The sequence below is a fragment of the Bacillus sp. NSP9.1 genome (genome assembly GCF_000465465.2).
In the GTDB taxonomy this organism is placed as follows: domain Bacteria; phylum Bacillota; class Bacilli; order Bacillales; family Bacillaceae; genus Bacillus; species Bacillus sonorensis_A.
In genome coordinates, this window is sequence record NZ_CP048273.1 from 1,714,251 (window position 1) to 1,731,500 (window position 17,250).

A 17,250-nucleotide genomic window follows, 5' to 3' on the forward strand; every position below is an offset into this window, starting at 1 on the left:
AACTGCTTCAATACATCCTCCTATTCCATATGTGTTCTTTTATTGAGCGCATTGATAAAAATCTTCACATTTTTCTTATCCTGCATGATGGGAGAGTATATATATGAAAGCGTTCTGTTAAAGGTTTGGTTTTTCAGCTTGATCACCGAAAGATTTCCGTGCTGCACGTCTCTTTCAATGACGCTTTGCGACAAGAGGGAAAGCCCGATGCCCGTCATCAGCGTTTCTTTGATTCCTTGATTGCTGCTGATCGTCAGAAACGACTTCACTTTTAAGCCGTTTGAACGGATCACATGGTTCAGGTATTCGCGCGTGCCAGAACCGACTTCCCGCGTCACCCATGTCTGGTTTTGGAGATCGGCCATTGTCACTTCTTCTTTACCGGCAAGGGGGTGGCTGCTTGACGCAGCGATGAACAGTTCATCCTGCATAAAGGCGTTTACAGACAGCTCTTTGTCGTTTGTCTGTCCCTCGATTAAACCGATGTCCACTTTGTACATACGGACGGATTGCACGACTTCTTCCGTGTTGCCGATGACCGCCTTAAGCTCGAGCTCGGGATATTCTTTTTGCAGATCAAAAAGAAGCGACGGCAGAATATACTCTCCGATTGTGAAGCTTGCGCCGATCTTCAGCTCGCCTTTAACGGAATTGTGGTGGTCAAGGATATCCTGTCTCGTTTGTTCATAAATCGTAATCATTTGTTTGGCGCGGTCGTATAAAATTTCACCTGTCGGGGTGATCTTCAAATATTTCGGCGACCGTTCAAATAGTTTTGTCTGGAATTCTTTCTCCAGGTTTTTGATGTGCATGCTGACGCTCGGTTGTGACATGAGGAGAATCTCGGCCGTTTTCGTAAAGTTTTTCACTTCTGCCAGAGTGACAAATGTTTTGAGCGCGTCATAATACAAAATCATCCCCGCCTTATTATTAAAAATATTAATAGCTGTAATAATTAATATATATTTTACTAATGTTGAGTATTCCAGTAAACTTTAAATTAGAATCTTTTTTAGCGAATGTACAGTTTTCCAGCTGGATCATGACACGCGGCAAAGAGGGAGCGGGGAGTGAGCGCTTACAATTCTTTTGAAATCAAAAAACGGCAAATGCAGTTGAATTGCGTCACGAAAACCGATTTGATTTATCGGAATAGTCGATATATGATAAGGATAATCCTTTTTCCGCTTTAGAAATCAGTCATCATTTTAATCCTTAGTGAGGTGGATATCGTTGCAACTTCAGGTATTAAACAGTCCTTTTAACCAGGAGCAGGCAGAGCTCCTTAACCGCCTTCTGCCAACTTTGACAGCATCGCAAAAAGCTTGGCTGAGCGGATATTTGGCGGCTACTCAGACAAACGATGCAGCGGCGGCGCTGGAAACACTTCCGGCTGAAGCCCCGGCCCCAAGTACGGCGCAGCCCGTTTCAAAAGAAGTGACCATTCTGTACGGATCACAGACAGGCAATGCCCAGGGGGTTGCGGAAAATGCGGGCAAATCGCTTGAAGGACGAGGTTTTCAAGTCACTGTCTCCTCCATGAGCGACTTTAAGCCAAATCAATTGAAAAAACTGAAAAATCTGTTGATTGTCGTCAGTACACACGGGGAAGGCGAGCCGCCTGACAACGCGCTGTCATTCCATGAATTTCTTCATGGGAGACGGGCTCCGAAGCTTGATGATCTCCGCTTTTCCGTATTGGCGCTTGGAGACAGCTCATATGAGTTTTTCTGCCAGACCGGCAAGGAATTTGATCAGCGGCTGGCTGAGCTCGGCGGAACGAGAATTTCTCCGCGCGTCGATTGTGATGTTGATTTTGATGAAGCTGCAGCTCAATGGCTCGAAGGCGTTTTTAACGGCTTAAGCGAAGCGCAGGGCCAGGCCGAAAGCGCCGCACCGGTCCAGACAGCGCCTGCACCGCAGGCGGGAGAAACGGTTTATTCAAGAAAACATCCGTTTCGAGCTGAGGTTCTGGAAAATCTGAATTTAAACGGCCGCGGCTCGAATAAAGAGACGCGCCATCTCGAATTATCGCTTGAAGGCTCAGGCCTCACATATGAACCTGGCGATGCGCTCGGCATCTTTCCTGAAAATGACCCTGAGCTTGTTGACATGCTGCTCAGCGAACTGAATTGGGATCCGAATGAAACGGTCACGGTTGACAAACAGGGGGAAAGCCTGCCGCTCAAAGAAGCGTTGACTTCATCCTTTGAGATTACAGTATTAACGAAGAAATTTATTCAGCAGGCGGCTGAACTTTTAGGACATGAAAAACTGCGCGAGCTGGCCGCAGCGGAACATGCAGACAAATTAAAAGCGTATATCGATGGCCGCGATCTGCTTGATTTTGTCCGCGATTTCGGTCCGATCGGCGCGCCTCCGCAGGAATTTGTTTCGATTTTGCGGAAAATGCCGCCGCGCCTTTATTCGATCGCATCTAGCTTAGCGGCGAATCCGGATGAAGTGCATCTGACAATCGGCGCGGTCCGCTACAATACGCACGGCAGAGACCGAAAAGGGGTCTGCTCGATTTTATGTGCAGAGCGCCTGCAGCCTGGCGATACACTGCCGATTTTTATTCAGCCAAACAAAAACTTTAAGCTGCCTGAGAATCCGGAGACACCGATCATCATGGTTGGCCCTGGTACAGGTGTCGCACCGTTCCGCTCGTTTATGCAGGAGCGCGAAGAGACCGGAACAGCAGGAAAATCGTGGATGTTCTTCGGCGACCAGCATTTCGTCACCGATTTCCTCTATCAGACAGAATGGCAAAAGTGGCTGAAAGACGGAGTGCTGACGAAAATGGATGTCGCATTCTCGCGCGATACCGACGAAAAAGTATATGTACAGCACCGGATGCTTGAGCACAGCAAGGAATTGTTTGAATGGCTTCAAGAAGGAGCGGCATTCTACATTTGCGGCGATAAAAACAACATGGCAAAAGACGTGCACAGCGCACTTCTCGACATTATCGAAAAAGAAGGCGGTATGAGCCGCGAAGAGGCGGAAGCTTACCTTGCCGAGATGAAAAAGCAAAAACGTTATCAGCGCGATGTATACTGATTTTGATTGAAAGGGGTTTTTTCAACATGGGGAACGAAATATTAAAGGCACCGGAAGGCCCTCCAAGCGATGTAGAGCGCATTAAGGAAGAAAGCAACTATTTGCGCGGCACCCTGAAGGAATCAATGCTTGAGCCGATCAGCTCCGGAATTTCCGATGACGACAACCGTCTGATGAAACACCACGGCAGCTATTTGCAGGATGACCGTGACCTCCGCAATGAGAGGCAAAAGCAAAAGCTTGAGCCTGCCTATCAGTTCATGCTGCGCGTGCGGATGCCGGGCGGTGTAGCGACACCTGAGCAATGGCTGGTCATGGATGAGCTTGCCAATCAGTACGGCAACGGAACATTGAAGCTGACGACAAGGGAAACCTTCCAAATGCACGGCATTTTAAAATGGAATATGAAAAAAACGATCCAGAAGATTAATTCGGTTCTGCTGGATACGATTGCAGCATGCGGGGACGTCAACCGTAATGTGATGTGCGCTTCAAATCCGTATCAATCCGAGATCCATGCCGAAGTGTATGAATGGTCGAAAAAATTGAGCGATGATTTGCTGCCGCGCACACGGGCGTACCATGAAATTTGGCTTGATGAAGAAAAAGTCGCCGGAACGCCTGAGACAGAAGTCGAGCCAATGTACGGACCGCTATATCTGCCGCGGAAATTCAAAATCGGAATCGCCGTTCCGCCGTCAAATGATATCGATGTCTTTTCACAGGATCTCGGCTTTATCGCGATTGTTGAAGACGGCAAATTGATCGGCTTCAACGTGGCGATCGGCGGCGGCATGGGCATGACCCATGGAGACAAGGCGACATATCCGCAGCTTGCTAAAGTGATCGGTTTCTGCAAGCCTGAACAATTGTATGATGTCGCCGAAAAAACGATAACGATCCAGCGCGACTACGGAAACCGCTCCGTCCGCAAAAACGCCCGCTTCAAGTACACCGTTGACCGCCTCGGGTTGGATACGGTCAAAAACGAGCTGGAAAACCGCCTCGGCTGGAGCCTTGGAGAAGCAAAGCCGTATCAATTCGATCATAACGGCGACCGCTACGGCTGGGTGAAAGGTGTCAAAGGAAAGTGGCACTTTACCATGTTTATCGAAGGCGGCCGTGTCACCGATTATGAAGATTACAAGCTGATGACCGGCTTGCGGGAGATCGCCAAAATCCATACAGGCGATATCCGTCTGACCGCCAATCAAAACTTGATCATTGCCAACGTATCAAGCCAAAAGAAGAAAAAGATCAACGAATTGATCGAACAATACGGTTTGACCGACGGCAAGCATTATACAGCACTGAGACGCAGTTCCATCGCGTGTGTCGCACTGCCGACGTGCGGACTGGCGATGGCTGAAGCGGAACGCTACTTGCCGACATTGATCGATAAGATCGATGAGATCATCGAAGAAAACGGACTGCAAAATGAAGAGATCACGATCCGCATGACAGGCTGCCCGAACGGCTGTGCCCGCCATGCCCTCGGTGAGATCGGGTTTATCGGAAAAGCTCCGGGCAAGTACAACATGTATCTCGGCGCCGCTTTTGACGGCAGCCGTCTGAGCAAGATGTACCGCGAAAACATCGGAGAAGAAGACATTTTAAAAGAACTGCGCACGATTCTTCCGCGCTATGCAAAAGAGCGCGAGGAAGGGGAGCATTTCGGAGATTTCGTCATCCGCGCCGGCATTATTAAAGAAACGACCGACGGCACGAATTTTCATGATTGAATCCTTTCAAAATCGCCTTAGCATGCTAAGGCGATTTTGTTTTTGCAAAGCAGCCGACTTCGCTCAGGACTTGCGTGAACTGCTGCGCCGCCGGTGTCAGCTCGGCAAATGCATGGGCAATGATGCCGATATCGCGGCTGATTCGAGGGGTAATGTCTTTTACGGCCAGGTCATGGGATACAGAAGAAAGCGTAAAGTTTGATATAATCCCTATTCCCAGATTGTTTTTGACCATTTTCATTAATGTGTCGGCGTGTTGTACCGTTAAATTCTCTTTTACGTCAAGCCCGTGCTGTTGAAATGTTTTCGACAGGGCGATCTCATGGCCGCCTTTACAAAAAATGATGTCATGCTCGTATTTTTTTAAGTCAATATATTGTTCTTTTGTTAATTTCGCATATGCTTCAGGAATGACGGCTACCATATAATCGCTCAACAGCAATTGATGTTCAAACGGTTCAAACGGAGATGCCGCAATTCCGAAATCCACCGATCGATCCCCCACCCATTCTTTTATTTGCGCAGATGTTCCTTCAACTAATTCAATATCAATCAGCGGATATTTTGATCTGAACAAAGCGATGGTCTCAGGCAAAATATTGGTTGACACGGCAGGGAACGAACCGATTTTGACTTTGCCGCTTAACAGCTTTTGTTTCTGATCGGCGGTTTGATAGATTTTACTTTCAATCCCGATCATTTGTCTTGCCAGCACCAAAATGTCCTTTCCCGTTTCAGTCAGCATTAAGCCATTCTGTTTATCTCTCATAAATAATTTCAAATGAAGTGAATCTTCCAGGTTTTTAACCGCTTTGCTTACGGCAGGCTGAGAAATAAACAATTCTCTCGAAGCTTCGGTAAAATTCATCTTCTCTGCGACCTTCACAAATATGTGAAGATGATTCATGTTCATAACCAATAGGTTATACCTCCGATAATTAAAATGTATTTCAGTTATATAAAAAGATAGCATATGATGAAAGCGAGCACCAGTACATCGTAAGGAAGGAGGCTGAATGATTTGTTCAAGGTCATCTTGGGAATCATCTCAGTAACATTGATTTGGGGCTATACGTGGGTAACGATGAAAATCGCAATCCATGATATTCCCCCCGTTTTGTTTTCGGCGCTGCGTTTACTCATCGGTGCGGTTCCGTTGTTTATCATTCTCGTTATCAAAGGGAAAAAGCGAGCGATCGGAAAAGAGAATCTCAAAAACTATTTTGTCATGGGCCTCTTGATGGGTTTAGGGTATATGGGGGTGCTGACATATGGCATGCAGTTTGTCGATTCCGGCAAAACGTCAGTTCTCGTGTATACGATGCCGATCTTTGTAACGGTTATCAGTCATTTTAGATTAAACGAGAAAATCAACGGTTATAAAATGATTGGTTTAATATCCGGTTTTATCGGACTTTTATTTATTTTTGGCACAGAGATTCTTCATTTCGAAAAAAACGTCATATTCGGGGAGCTGTGCGTTCTCATAGCTGCACTCAGCTGGGCTGTTGCCAATGTTTTCAGCAAACTGAGATTTCACAATACGGATATGATTCATATGAATGCCTGGCAGCTGCTCATCGGGACGGTCTTCCTGTTGATTTTCTCTTTCATTCTGGAGCCGACTCACTCGCTTCACTGGTCAAATGCAGCCGTCTTATCTTTATTATTTAACGGGTTGTTTTCCACGGCCTTTACATTTGTTATCTGGTTTTGGGTTCTCAACCAAATCGAAGCGTCAAAAGCATCGATGGCGCTCATGTTTGTTCCTGTTTTAGGCCTTTTCTTCGGCTGGCTGCAATTGCGCGAACCGATCACATACAACATCATGGCCGGCGCTTTTTTAATCTGTATCGGGATTTTCATGAATACTTACAGATTTAAAAAATCATAGAGGGTGTTCATATATGGTAATATCAAGTGGGAGGGAAGGGAAAATGAACATTGAACATATCGCAATCTGGACGAGGAATTTAGAAGAAATGAAAGCATTCTACACGGAATTTTTTCACGGAACGGCAAGCGACAAATACATCAATCCAAAAAAGCAGTTTGAATCGTATTTCATCCGCTTTCAATCGGGCACGCGTCTGGAACTGATGAGGCGTCCGGACTTGGCCGAGGGGGAAGAGACGGCTTCTGGCTATGCCCATATGGCATTCTCTTTGGGATCGCGCGAAAAGGTTGACGAGATGACGGAACGTTTTGCAGAAAGCGGGTTTCAGGTTGTCGGGAAGCCGCGCGTCACCGGTGACGGATATTATGAAAGCGTCATTAAAGACCCGGATGGAAATCTTGTTGAATTGACAGTGTAACAGACCGGAAAAAGCCAATGTCTGGATTTTAGACATTGGCTTTTTTTCTAAATGGCAGCATCAAACTGATCGACTTTCCACTTGTTATGTTCTTTGACGAATGTAATCTTTCTTTTTGCCGTCACTGAACCGTCAAGCGCGGGCACGGCAAACTCATATGTGCGGACATTGGCTTTTTTGGAAACGAGCTTGATTTTAGATTTCTCCCATCCTAAAAGGTTGCTTCCATCGCCGACAGGGACGGCCATTTTTCCTTTATAAGAGATGATGTTGTATTTTTCAAAGCCTTTGGCAATCGCGTCTTTTGTAAAGATCTGTGTCAAGTAGTCCGTTAATTTTGCCTTTGTGCTGAATTCGCTGCACATGTACGTATAAGGAATGCCGCGGTATTCAAATATTTTTGTCTCACAGGTTGAGTTTTGAGCCTCAGGGTTATGACCGCTCATCGCATTCCAAAAATGCTCCCGGGCCTCGAGCGCCATCGTCAATACCTCTTGATTTGTTAACTCTCCTGATGTTTGTTTTTTCGCTGCAATCGTTGTACCGACGGGCAAGATTAATAAAGCAGCCAATAAACAAAGCAAAAACTTTTTCATTGTTCTTCTCTCCTTCAACGTTTCTCTTATGTTACAAATGTTACAATAATTACAGATAGATTACAAGTAGTTTGCGAGAAAATTTTTCCTTCGCCTTAAAGAACACGCCATTCAGAGGGAGAAATCTTACGAAATAGAAGCTTCTTTAGTATCTTTCCCTTTTTTGACGATAAAAAAACATCATCCTTTAGGCTGAAACTGGGCGGGGAGCAGAAGAGATGTAGAGGGTGTAATAAACCGAATTTTACAAAAAATAAAACTATTTCAGTAAACAAACTGTAATCAAATTCATATCAATCTGTCATGGGGATGACATTTTGCTATGTTACGATTTTCCCTGTTAGTTTCAAAAGAGCTAACAAGGGAGGATTTAAACTTATGAAGAAGACAATCATGTCCTTGGCTGCAGCCGCAGCGGTGTCTGTGACTGCATTCGGAGCAAATGCCTCGGCAAAAGAAATCGAAGTTGAAAAAGGGGACACGCTCTGGGGGATATCTCAAGAGAACGGGATGAACCTCAAGGACTTAAAAAAATGGAATCAGCTTTCAACAGACCTCATTGTTCCAGGTCAAAAGCTGAACATTACTTCTCAAGAAGTAAAATCTGATCAGAAACAGTACACTGTCAAATCCGGTGATACACTCTCACGCATTGCTCAAGCTTTTGGTGTTGCTGTAAATGATCTGCGTGAGTGGAACAATATCAAATCAGATTTGATTTTTGCCGGTGATACGATTGCCATAAACGGAAAAAGCACCGCTCTTCAAACACCGGTGAAGCAAGAAGCTGCAGAACAGCAGCCTGAGCAGACGAATAAAGAACTGACTGTTACGGCGACAGCCTATACGGCAAACGACGGCGGGATCTCGGGCATCACCAAAACGGGAGTCGACTTGAATGCCAACCAGGATGCGAAAGTGATTGCGGTCGATCCGGACGTCATTCCGCTTGGTACCAAAGTATATGTAGAAGGATATGGCGAAGCGACGGCTGAAGATACCGGAGGCGCCATTAACGGAAATAAGATAGATGTATTTATTCCAAATAAACAAGACGCAATGAAATGGGGCGTCAAAACCGTTAAGGTTCAAATTTTAGATTAATAAAAAAGACGCAGAGAGGCAGACACGCCTTCTGCGTTTTTTTTACATCGCACGGCTTTCTTTATGGCTTTCGCTTTTCACAAGTAGAGAAATAAGAAGCGCCACAACCGCAAAACCGATGGCGACGAAATAAACCGTATGAACGCCTGACGTCATTCCCTGCATTTGCAGTTCCTGTTTGTTTGTGATGGAGGACTGCTCCATGTAACGGTTTGAAACAGTTGTCAGGATCGTTGTATACAAAGCCGGTCCAATTGCGCCTGATACTTGGTTGACCGTGTTCATGATCGCCGAACCGTGCGGATATAAAGGTTTCGGGACCTGGTTTAAGCCAAGCGTCATGATCGGTGCCATCGTCAGGCCGACGCCGAGTGTAAACCCTGCGTAAAGCATCATTCCCGCTGCCATCGAGGTATCGCTTGAAATGTTCGTAAACAGCCAAAGCACGGCCATCACAATGATTAAGCCTGTGAATAAAAGCGGCTTAAATCCGAGCTGATCGAACAGGCGTCCTGCCACAAGAGAGGTCATGGCCAGTACCAAGCCTCCCGGCAGCATCAAAAGCCCTGTATCCATCGGGGAGAGCTGGAGCGCCATTTGAAAGTACAGCGGCAAAATCAGCATCATGGAAAATTGCAGCATCATGACGATCCACATCAGGACGACTGCCGCGGAAAAGATTTTGGAGCGGAAAGGCCTCATGTCAAGCATCGGCACTTTCATGTTCAGCTGGCGGCGGACAAACAGCAGTAAACCGATGATGCCGGCCGCAAGTCCGATAATCACCTTCGGGTTGCTCCAGCCCGCTTCTTCTCCGGCGTTGCTGAAGCCAAAAACGATCCCTCCAAATCCGACGGTCGATAAGATGATCGACAATATGTCGATATTCGGATAGGTGAGTTCGGTGACGTTTTTTAATTTGAAAACGGCAAAGACGATCATAAAAAGCGCGACAGGGAGCATCATGAAAAAGACGATGCGCCATGAATAATGCTCAACAATATAGCCGGAAATCACCGGACCGATCGCCGGGGCAAATAAAATGACAAGGGTCAGCATCCCCGTGACCGTTCCGCGTTTTTTTGGGGGAACCAATGTCAAAATGACAGTCATCACCAAGGGCAGAATCAGTCCGGTTCCGGAGCCCTGGATGATTCGCCCTGCGAGGACGAGGGGAAAAACGGGAGCCGCCCCCGCCAAAAAAGTCCCTGCTGTAAATAAGACCATGGCGGAAATGAACAGCTGCCTTGTCGTAAACCGCTGCATTAAAAACGCAGTCACAGGTACGGCGATTCCGATCATGAGCATATATCCGGTAGACAGCCATTGAGCCGTATTTGCAGATATGCGGAAGTCGTCGATGATCTTCGGCAATGCCACATTCATGACCGTTTCATTAATCAAAGCAAGGAAGTTGCCGACGATTAAGATTGCGATGATCATGATGGATCCTTTTTTTGTATGTTCCATTTGATTTCCCACCTTTGATTATTGTTGAAGCATATATGGAATTTGTTGAGCAGCCGCGCTCAGCGGCCGGCCGTTTTTTTTCGTCACGGAGAGTACATAAGCGCCTTCTATCATCGCCTGAATTGCAATGCTCAAACAAGCCGCTTTTTCTTTGGAAAAGCCTGATTGTGTCAGTTTTTCCAGATAGACAAGCTGCCAATCTTGATAAACTTGATCACACGTTTTCCGCAGCGTCTCGCTGAAAGACCACGTTTCTGAAGCGACTGAGACAATCGGGATATCATCGTTTTCTTCCATCATGTGCGCTTTTACGCCGTCAGCCATCGATTGCATGTATGTTTGAAACGCTTTTACAGGGTCCGCTTCCCGGCTGAGAGTTGATGATATATAGGTTTTGATCCGTTCACCCGTTAATTTGATGGCTTCGGCGGCAAGCTCTTCTTTGCCTCCGGGGAAGTAGTAATAAATCGATCCTCTTGGGGCTCCGCTTTCTGCCGTTATCTGCGCCAATCCAGTCGCATGGTAGCCCTGTTTGCGGAACAGCCTGGAAGCCGTGCGCAGGATTTTGTCGCGGCTTTTTGTTTGCTCCGTCATTTTATCATTTCCTTTGTATTTATACTGATCGGTCAACATCATGTATTGTAACGAAAAAAAAGGCCCTTCATAAAGGCCTTTTTTCGAAATGGTGTCAAAGGACTATTTTAACGATGATACCACCGATCCATTTGACACACACCATCATAGAATCGGAAATCATGGATAAACCATAAAATGAATCCGATCTCCGCTCCCATGTTCTCATTTTTCGAAAGCGCTGCAAATCTTTTTCCTGCTCAGTCATCAGATCTGCTCCTTTCTTTATTTTCATCAAAGGCCAGCTGGATCACAAATAAAAACAAGCAGGCGATGATTTCAACATCGATCGGGATATTGATCCCGTCCATCATTTCATCGGCTAAATGGATCGCCAGCCAAGTGAAGAAGCAATCAATTGTAAAAGTGACGGCTTTACGTCTGATCAAAAGTCTTAAAAATCTTTCGGGAATTTCAAAGACGACGCCGAGGACAAAGCTCAGGAGAATAAACCAAAGCAGTGAGGCCGGTGATTCATAGGTTACACCGAAAATGGCGAAAAAACCGGCGGTCCCGAAAAAATAAGATCCGAATAAGAGTGCGAAGACAAAGAGGATCAAAAGAAAGATTAAGGTGACTGCGACCATGTTTCCTAGTGTTTTTTTCATTAAGCATTCATTCCTAATCATGCGGTATACATCTGATCATATCAAAAAAATATCCAATTGTAATTTACAAACTTAGTGACTGCGGGTAAACTACTTGAAAAACAGACATTCCGGGGAGAACGATGAAACACAGATTGACAGACCAATACGCCAGTTTTACAGAGCTGTCGAAAAATAAACAGAAGGGGATCGATTATACGGTCTTTTCAAGGGTATCAGAAAGCGGTCTGCTTGTGATGGCTCCGCACGGAGGGGGGATTGAGCCGGGGATCAGTGAAATCGTCCGCTGTTTGGCCGCGGATTTTTCCGTTTATCTGCTTGAGGGGCTGAAAAGATCCGGCAACAAAGAGCTTCACGTTACAAGCGCCCATTTTGATGACCCGCTTGCCGTGCAAATGGCCGAGAGACACCATTACATTTTGGCTTTGCACGGCTATGAAGAACCCTCTCTTTGCCGGACGCTGGTCGGCGGGACTGATCACAAACGGGCCCGTATTTTTGCCGAAGCATTACACAACCACGGGTTTTCCGCTGAACTCCTGGCGGCAGACGCCCATCTGTCGGGGACGAATCCTGCGAGCATCAACAATCGGTGCAAAACAGGTTTAAGCGTGCAATTAGAAATCAGCACAGCCCAGCGAAAGGCGATGTTCGGGCGTTTCAGTTTAAAGGGAAGGGAAGCGTCTAAGAACGAGGTGTTTTTCCGTTATATAGCAGCGATAAAAGAGGGGATTGAAAAAGTGTATCGATGATCCGCAAGCCGGCATTTCTGCCGGCTTTCTCCGTCACTTTTTCAGCATATATGCTGTCTGCCTTTCAGCCGCAAGCAGCTTTTCAGCGCTTTTTCGGGCGGCGTATGGGCGCCTGGTTTCCCGTTTATAGCGTGTCAATTCATCTTCTTGATCCCGTCCTTCAGCATGCTCTCCTGCGATTTGCAGGCTGTCCGTCCACGCTTTGTGGAACTCGATTCCGGTCTGGCGTTTTTCAAATAGTTCGATTCGTTTGGCGGCAAATTCGTCTGTTACATTGAACAGGTCGGCAACCATTTTCACGGCATTGCAGCGCAGTTCGGGAAAATCCAATTTCAAGAGCATGAAAGTAGGCACGCAAAAATGATACATAAATTGATTGGCTTGAAATTCTTGAAGCTCCCTGAACATTTTGTTCATGTTTAATTGATTTCCCGCATGCTTTAAAACGTGGCACAGCTCGTGTGCGAAGTCCTCCCACTGCTTTTGTCTTGAGAGCTTGCTGTTAAGAATGATGCTGTACATTCCGTCATGCTTGATCATCATGCTGTCCATATTTTCATAGTGAATCCAAATATTAAGCCCCGCTGCGACTCTGTTCATATCGATGTGCTGCGGTTCGAAAAAACCAAACTTTAGATACATATTTTTGACGTATTCTTCAAGATGGGTTAAATAAAATTCCAATGCGAGACACCCCTTCGAACGAATGTTCTGTTTTAAGCGGGAAAGAAAAGCCCGGCTAAGGGGCTTTAATACACATGCAGATTATACTATATATCATGAGAAACCGCCTGAGCAAATCTTTCCCTTTTGATGCAGGTCTTATTCATTAAATCGGCGCTCATCAGGGAATGTTTAATAAAAATACCTTATTTATCCGTTTGTTTGTCTTCAGGCTGCCGTTTTTTTTCTTTTTCCTTCAAATATTGAATGAACTCAATCGCCTGCTGTCTGCTTTCAGGGGAAAATTCCCGCATGTCCCGATAGGCAATTTGAAGATCGGGGTCATCAAGGCTGTCTTGAAGCGGCTCCTTTTTTTCCGCACCTGTCAGCAAATAATCGATTGTCACTTTATAGTAATCGGCCAGTTTTTTCAATGTTTCGTAGTCTGGCTCGCTTCTTCCGTTTTCATAATGGGAATAGCGCGCTCGTGATACGCCAATCTGTTTCGCAACTTCTTCCTGTGTCCGTTTTCCTCTTAAGGTTTTCAGTCTGCCGCCCAGCATAGAATGACCTCGCTTCCTTCACTTCGTCATTATAATACCCATTATAGATACAAAATGTATCGAATGAAATAAATGATAAAAAAAGTATCAAAAAAGTATTGATGATAATAAATGTATCAATTATAATCATAGACATACAGATACGAATTGTATCAAAACAGCGGGGTGAAAACATTTGCGAAAACGTTTAATGGAAGAACGCTTAAGGCGGAGATAGACTCGGAAGCAAGTGGCCGAACGATTGGGAATATCTGAGGTCTATGTTCGCAAAATCGAAAATGGGGCACGAAATCCGGGCAGAGAAACGATGCTGAAGTTTGAAAAACTCTATGCTGTTTCGGATCGTGAGCTTTTTCCCGATCTTTTTCAGGTTATTCTCGATACAAAATGTATCTAATGAACACATGAGGAAAGAAGGCGATGTGATGAATCTCGAACATCCTATGATTACACAAATCCGGGCCTATGGTTATCCGCGGGAGGCTGTCGTTCGGCAGCCGGTATGGAAGGCGAAAGCAGGGGCCGTAGAAGGGGGATACAGCATGGAGGCGATTGCCATTCCATACAGCAATGACCGGTTTGACCAATGGAGACTTGGAGAAGCCGGCGGATCGATCTCATTTACAAAGGACGGAACGCCGGTGTTTCAATTTGAAACGAAAGACCAATATGAGCGATATGTGATGCTCAAGCGAGAGAGTGCCTCTACAGCGGAAAGAGGCGGCCGATGACTGAAAAAAGTTACCCGTTCCCGATTTATTCAGGCATTTTAAACCGGAAGCATTACGACAAAATCGGCAGCGCCATCTGGCTGTTTTTATGGTGCATCAGTTCAACGACGAAAGAAATTGAAAAAGAAGACATCACATGGGGAATTGTGCTCGGAAATAAGCCGCTGAAAGCGTCGGAGCTCGCCGCCGTATTCGGTGTGAATGAAAAAACGATCAGAAGGTGGCTTTCCCAGCTCGAACAGAGCGGTTACATTGCTGTGACGCGGGCTCCTTACGGTTTGATTCTGTCTGTCAGACATTCGAAAAAATGGCTGGCCCGAAATGTCCGTTCACAGTCTGCGGAACGGACAAATGAGTCTAGTGATACCGGCAAACCTGTCCGATCTAATCAAGATGTTATACAGATGAAAACAAAACAAAAGCAAATTCAGGCGGTTGCTGAACGTTTCGCAGCTCTCAGGTCTTTGCAGGAAGGAAGGGATGTCCGGCCTGCACAGAGGGATTATGAAGCCATCGCCCGGATTGTCGCCCGCGGTGTCTCATTGCCGCAAACAATCAAATGGCTTGAACAATGCTTTCTCGAGTATGAAAAACGGAGAAAAAGCAAACAGGAAACGATCAAAGTCTTCAGCTACTGTGAAAAATATATCCTGGATCGACTGCAAGAGTCAGGCGCCGGGACAAGGTCAAGGAGGGAAAATAATGGGCAGACGCACGATCGACGATGTCATGAAAGAACTGAGAAAAAAAAGCCGTTCATTACAGGCGGCCAAACCGGACGAATTCGCCGGCAAACGGTTTGACTGCCCCATGTGCAAAGACGAACTCGGGTTTATCGAGCGGCGCGGAGATACGGAAGTATGGGTGGCATGCCCCTGCAGAGAACGGCGCAGGGCGCAAAGGCTTTTAAAGTCCAGTGAGATTACCGAAGCATTTAAAACCCTCAGTTTTGAACATTTTAAGACCGAAGGCAAGCATCCGTCTGTACAAGACGCTTATGATTGTGCCCTTGAATATGGACAAGCTTATCCGGAGATTCGAACAAGCCGGAGAAACAGCATCGCGCTTTTAGGACGTCCGGGATCGGGAAAAACCCATTTGCTTACGGCGGCAGCCAATCATCTGATGCAGAAGCTTTATGTGCCGGTCCTTTATTTCCCTTTTGTCGAAGGATTCAACGATTTAAAACGGGACTTTGCATTGCTTGAGGATAAGCTAAACAGGATGAAGCGAGTTGAAGTTCTGTTTCTCGATGATTTGTTCAAGCCTGCCGGCGGTAAGCCCAGGGCAACGGAATGGCAGATTGAACAAACCTATGCGGTCGTCAATTACAGATATTTGAACCACAAGCCGATTTTGCTTTCAAGCGAGCTTGATATAGAAGAAATCATCGCGATTGATGAAGCGCTCGGTACAAGGCTTGTAGAAATGTGCCGGGACTTTCTCGTCATCCTGAAAGGGAACGCTTTCGACATCAATCATAGACTGGAGGGAATGCTTTAATGTGCCGACTATGTGAAGGAAGAAAAACAGTGCACAGGCAGATCGGCTCCGCTACAATGTTCGCCGCCTGTCCGAACTGCCGGGACAAACGCGGCGATCTGACGGAGACAATCAACAAGCTTGAAGCATTGATGCTCAAAATGAAAGCAAGGGTGAAACAGAGTGCTTAAATGTTTATATGCGCTGATTGTCATTTTTCTGACAGCAGCGAAAAAAGAGGCGCAAATTGAAAAATGGCTTCAGGAAGACGGAAGGTGAAAAAAGTGAAACAAGAAGCTCAAGTTTACAGTCCGCCGCCATGGCGCATCGTCAGAACGAGCTCGGATTTATACATTTATTCAGCATACAGTCAGCAGGAGAAACAGCGCTTCCCGTATTCAAACGGGAGGCTCATCGCCCAAATCGCAGATTACACCGCATTTTCTCAACAAAAAAATGCTCATTTAATCGCCGCGGCACCAGAGCTGTTGACTGCATCAAAACTGGCTCTTGCCTATTTGCGGAGCAAAGGTCCGGCCGCCCCCGAGTCGATCGAGGGTAAGCTGATCCATGTTTTAAATAAAGTCATTTCAAAAGCGGAAACACAACATGAGGAGGAATCAGAATGAAACACCCGACACAAATCCGTTCCTTAGAGGAGACATCTCTCGCAAGCCGCATCACAAAGGGGAAGGTGACGGTGATCGTCCTTGACGGAGTCAAAGGAACGGCATGGCAGACTGAAGCCCCGGAGCACGGAAAAACGGTTGTGGAAACGCGAAAAGGAGACCTGGCCAGGGTCGATTTTGAAATCGGATATAAACTTTAGCAGATTCGAAAATGGAAGATGTCCAAGACGGAAAGCCTGCGGACACTGATCAGAATGCACTGGTTGCAGCTGATTGGTGTCCTTTTTTATTTCGAAAAACGGAGGGAACCGAACATGGAAGATTTACTTTTTCAATATAAAAGAACATTGAAGGCGACAAAAAAATTGTATCAGCCATTACAAGATGAACATGAATTGACGGCTGAACAGCTGAAAGATAAGAAGCTGATCAGAAACATGATCACGGATTTGGAGTATGTGATCGCCTGGCTTGAGAACGGCAGAGAGCCTGGGATCAGACGGGCCATTGACAGGCGGGATTCTTATAAACGAATGCTGATCAAGGACCCGCAAATCATCGATACTTTTTCAGAACGGATGACATTCCAGCCGGCTCAGGAGCTTTCACCGTTTGACAAAGCCCGGATTGAAGCGGCTCTTTCCGTTCTGACGGCAAGGGAAAAGGAAATCTTCATCTTACATAAAGTAGAGCGATTTTCCTATGAGCGGATTGCCGCGATGCTCGGCATCAAAAAGTCAACCGTGCAAACCAATGTGAAACGGGCGCAAACAAAAATGGCAAAGCGAATTGAACAACCGCTGGATGATTTGGCATAAAAACATTCACACTTGTCATACGTTTGCCACCTATAAGTGAAAGAAGGAAACAAACGTTCGCACGAATGGAAGATCAAATAT

Annotated in this window: 22 protein-coding genes; 14 read left to right on the forward strand and 8 right to left on the reverse strand. The window is 46.1% G+C overall.

Going from position 1 to position 17,250, the window contains the following annotated elements; translation table 11 throughout:
• Nucleotides 1–20: 20 nt before the first annotated feature.
• Entirely contained in the window at nucleotides 21–911 is an 891-nt protein-coding gene (locus M654_RS08890; RefSeq protein WP_026586564.1) for a LysR family transcriptional regulator, read from the reverse strand.
• A gap of 322 nt (nucleotides 912–1,233) precedes the next feature.
• Between M654_RS08890 and M654_RS08895 the strand changes: the two genes are divergently transcribed.
• Entirely contained in the window at nucleotides 1,234–3,063 is a 1,830-nt protein-coding gene (locus tag M654_RS08895) for an assimilatory sulfite reductase (NADPH) flavoprotein subunit (protein ID WP_026586565.1), read from the forward strand.
• Between the two features lie 26 nt (nucleotides 3,064–3,089).
• The gene (gene cysI / locus M654_RS08900; RefSeq protein WP_026586566.1) at nucleotides 3,090–4,805 is read left to right on the forward strand and encodes an assimilatory sulfite reductase (NADPH) hemoprotein subunit; all 1,716 of its coding nucleotides are present in this window, start codon (nucleotides 3,090–3,092) and stop codon (nucleotides 4,803–4,805) included.
• Nucleotides 4,806–4,830: 25 nt separating this feature from the next.
• Here cysI and M654_RS08905 read toward each other — a convergent pair whose 3' ends face one another.
• Nucleotides 4,831–5,724, reverse strand: a complete 894-nt coding sequence (locus M654_RS08905) for a LysR family transcriptional regulator (RefSeq protein WP_026586567.1) — start codon at nucleotides 5,722–5,724, stop codon at nucleotides 4,831–4,833.
• Nucleotides 5,725–5,826: 102 nt separating this feature from the next.
• Between M654_RS08905 and M654_RS08910 the strand changes: the two genes are divergently transcribed.
• Together M654_RS08910 and M654_RS08915 are read left to right on the forward strand one after the other, a co-directional pair.
• Nucleotides 5,827–6,699 (forward strand): DMT family transporter, encoded by an 873-nt coding sequence (locus M654_RS08910; protein WP_026586568.1) that lies wholly within the window; start codon nucleotides 5,827–5,829, stop codon nucleotides 6,697–6,699.
• Nucleotides 6,700–6,742: 43 nt separating this feature from the next.
• Nucleotides 6,743–7,120, forward strand: coding sequence for a VOC family protein (locus tag M654_RS08915; RefSeq protein ID WP_026586569.1), 378 nt, complete (start codon nucleotides 6,743–6,745; stop codon nucleotides 7,118–7,120).
• Between the two features lie 47 nt (nucleotides 7,121–7,167).
• Here M654_RS08915 and M654_RS08920 read toward each other — a convergent pair whose 3' ends face one another.
• A complete protein-coding gene (locus M654_RS08920; RefSeq protein ID WP_026586570.1) occupies nucleotides 7,168–7,716 on the reverse strand; it encodes an IseA DL-endopeptidase inhibitor family protein in 549 nt (182 codons plus the stop codon).
• 378 nt (nucleotides 7,717–8,094) lie between these two features.
• Here M654_RS08920 and M654_RS08925 point away from each other — a divergent pair, with 378 nt between their 5' ends.
• Nucleotides 8,095–8,820, forward strand: a complete 726-nt coding sequence (locus M654_RS08925; protein WP_026586571.1) for a LysM peptidoglycan-binding and 3D domain-containing protein — start codon at nucleotides 8,095–8,097, stop codon at nucleotides 8,818–8,820.
• A gap of 42 nt (nucleotides 8,821–8,862) precedes the next feature.
• On the opposite strand, the gene M654_RS08930 is transcribed toward M654_RS08925, so the two are convergent.
• From M654_RS08930 to M654_RS08940, 3 genes are all read right to left on the reverse strand, one after another.
• Nucleotides 8,863–10,290, reverse strand: a complete 1,428-nt coding sequence (locus M654_RS08930; protein WP_026586572.1) for an MDR family MFS transporter — start codon at nucleotides 10,288–10,290, stop codon at nucleotides 8,863–8,865.
• A gap of 18 nt (nucleotides 10,291–10,308) precedes the next feature.
• A complete protein-coding gene (locus tag M654_RS08935; protein ID WP_026586573.1) occupies nucleotides 10,309–10,884 on the reverse strand; it encodes a TetR/AcrR family transcriptional regulator in 576 nt (191 codons plus the stop codon).
• 239 nt (nucleotides 10,885–11,123) lie between these two features.
• The gene (locus M654_RS08940; RefSeq protein ID WP_236251221.1) at nucleotides 11,124–11,531 is read right to left on the reverse strand and encodes a regulatory YrvL family protein; all 408 of its coding nucleotides are present in this window, start codon (nucleotides 11,529–11,531) and stop codon (nucleotides 11,124–11,126) included.
• A gap of 122 nt (nucleotides 11,532–11,653) precedes the next feature.
• Between M654_RS08940 and M654_RS08945 the strand changes: the two genes are divergently transcribed.
• A complete protein-coding gene (locus M654_RS08945) occupies nucleotides 11,654–12,283 on the forward strand; it encodes a poly-gamma-glutamate hydrolase family protein (RefSeq protein ID WP_026586575.1) in 630 nt (209 codons plus the stop codon).
• Nucleotides 12,284–12,316: 33 nt separating this feature from the next.
• On the opposite strand, the gene M654_RS08950 is transcribed toward M654_RS08945, so the two are convergent.
• Together M654_RS08950 and xre are read right to left on the reverse strand one after the other, a co-directional pair.
• On the reverse strand, nucleotides 12,317–12,925 hold the full coding sequence (locus M654_RS08950; RefSeq protein ID WP_409444773.1) for an ImmA/IrrE family metallo-endopeptidase: 609 nt from the start codon (nucleotides 12,923–12,925) through the stop codon (nucleotides 12,317–12,319).
• 227 nt (nucleotides 12,926–13,152) lie between these two features.
• On the reverse strand, nucleotides 13,153–13,509 hold the full coding sequence (gene xre / locus M654_RS08955; protein WP_026586577.1) for an HTH-type transcriptional regulator Xre: 357 nt from the start codon (nucleotides 13,507–13,509) through the stop codon (nucleotides 13,153–13,155).
• Between the two features lie 229 nt (nucleotides 13,510–13,738).
• Here xre and M654_RS08960 point away from each other — a divergent pair, with 229 nt between their 5' ends.
• The 8 genes from M654_RS08960 (at nucleotide 13,739) to M654_RS08990 (ending at nucleotide 17,169) form a co-directional block, all read left to right on the forward strand.
• The gene (locus M654_RS08960; RefSeq protein ID WP_236251222.1) at nucleotides 13,739–13,906 is read left to right on the forward strand and encodes a helix-turn-helix domain-containing protein; all 168 of its coding nucleotides are present in this window, start codon (nucleotides 13,739–13,741) and stop codon (nucleotides 13,904–13,906) included.
• Nucleotides 13,907–13,934: 28 nt separating this feature from the next.
• Nucleotides 13,935–14,240, forward strand: coding sequence for a hypothetical protein (locus tag M654_RS24195; protein WP_077737006.1), 306 nt, complete (start codon nucleotides 13,935–13,937; stop codon nucleotides 14,238–14,240).
• Nucleotides 14,237–15,043: an ArsR family transcriptional regulator gene (locus M654_RS08970; RefSeq protein ID WP_026586579.1), complete on the forward strand. Its 807-nt coding sequence runs from the start codon at nucleotides 14,237–14,239 to the stop codon at nucleotides 15,041–15,043. Before M654_RS24195 ends, M654_RS08970 begins: the two co-directional genes overlap by 4 nt.
• Nucleotides 14,943–15,743, forward strand: a complete 801-nt coding sequence (locus M654_RS08975) for an ATP-binding protein (protein ID WP_035428014.1) — start codon at nucleotides 14,943–14,945, stop codon at nucleotides 15,741–15,743. Before M654_RS08970 ends, M654_RS08975 begins: the two co-directional genes overlap by 101 nt.
• A complete protein-coding gene (locus M654_RS23540; protein ID WP_201278492.1) occupies nucleotides 15,743–15,913 on the forward strand; it encodes a hypothetical protein in 171 nt (56 codons plus the stop codon). Before M654_RS08975 ends, M654_RS23540 begins: the two co-directional genes overlap by 1 nt.
• A gap of 93 nt (nucleotides 15,914–16,006) precedes the next feature.
• Nucleotides 16,007–16,351, forward strand: a complete 345-nt coding sequence (locus M654_RS08980) for a hypothetical protein (protein WP_026586581.1) — start codon at nucleotides 16,007–16,009, stop codon at nucleotides 16,349–16,351.
• Nucleotides 16,348–16,551, forward strand: a complete 204-nt coding sequence (locus M654_RS08985) for an XtrA/YqaO family protein (protein WP_026586582.1) — start codon at nucleotides 16,348–16,350, stop codon at nucleotides 16,549–16,551. Before M654_RS08980 ends, M654_RS08985 begins: the two co-directional genes overlap by 4 nt.
• A 114-nt stretch (nucleotides 16,552–16,665) precedes the next feature.
• Nucleotides 16,666–17,169, forward strand: a complete 504-nt coding sequence (locus M654_RS08990; protein ID WP_026586583.1) for a sigma-70 family RNA polymerase sigma factor — start codon at nucleotides 16,666–16,668, stop codon at nucleotides 17,167–17,169.
• The last annotated feature ends 81 nt before the right edge of the window (nucleotides 17,170–17,250 follow it).

Bases quoted from the DNA above. Each gene is read 5' to 3' on its own strand.
- M654_RS08920 (WP_026586570.1), bottom strand. From the start codon at position 7,716: ATGAAAAAGTTTTTGCTTTGTTTATTGGCTGCTTTATTAATCTTGCCC.
- M654_RS24195 (WP_077737006.1), top strand. From the start codon at position 13,935: ATGAATCTCGAACATCCTATGATTACACAAATCCGGGCCTATGGTTAT.
- M654_RS23540 (WP_201278492.1), top strand. From the start codon at position 15,743: ATGTGCCGACTATGTGAAGGAAGAAAAACAGTGCACAGGCAGATCGGC.
- M654_RS08940 (WP_236251221.1), bottom strand. From the start codon at position 11,531: ATGAAAAAAACACTAGGAAACATGGTCGCAGTCACCTTAATCTTTCTT.
- M654_RS08945 (WP_026586575.1), top strand. From the start codon at position 11,654: ATGAAACACAGATTGACAGACCAATACGCCAGTTTTACAGAGCTGTCG.
- M654_RS08970 (WP_026586579.1), top strand. From the start codon at position 14,237: ATGACTGAAAAAAGTTACCCGTTCCCGATTTATTCAGGCATTTTAAAC.
- M654_RS08930 (WP_026586572.1), bottom strand. From the start codon at position 10,290: ATGGAACATACAAAAAAAGGATCCATCATGATCATCGCAATCTTAATC.
- cysI (WP_026586566.1), top strand. From the start codon at position 3,090: ATGGGGAACGAAATATTAAAGGCACCGGAAGGCCCTCCAAGCGATGTA.
- M654_RS08985 (WP_026586582.1), top strand. From the start codon at position 16,348: ATGAAACACCCGACACAAATCCGTTCCTTAGAGGAGACATCTCTCGCA.
- M654_RS08935 (WP_026586573.1), bottom strand. From the start codon at position 10,884: ATGACGGAGCAAACAAAAAGCCGCGACAAAATCCTGCGCACGGCTTCC.
- M654_RS08925 (WP_026586571.1), top strand. From the start codon at position 8,095: ATGAAGAAGACAATCATGTCCTTGGCTGCAGCCGCAGCGGTGTCTGTG.
- M654_RS08975 (WP_035428014.1), top strand. From the start codon at position 14,943: ATGGGCAGACGCACGATCGACGATGTCATGAAAGAACTGAGAAAAAAA.
- xre (WP_026586577.1), bottom strand. From the start codon at position 13,509: ATGCTGGGCGGCAGACTGAAAACCTTAAGAGGAAAACGGACACAGGAA.
- M654_RS08915 (WP_026586569.1), top strand. From the start codon at position 6,743: ATGAACATTGAACATATCGCAATCTGGACGAGGAATTTAGAAGAAATG.
- M654_RS08950 (WP_409444773.1), bottom strand. From the start codon at position 12,925: ATGTATCTAAAGTTTGGTTTTTTCGAACCGCAGCACATCGATATGAAC.
- M654_RS08990 (WP_026586583.1), top strand. From the start codon at position 16,666: ATGGAAGATTTACTTTTTCAATATAAAAGAACATTGAAGGCGACAAAA.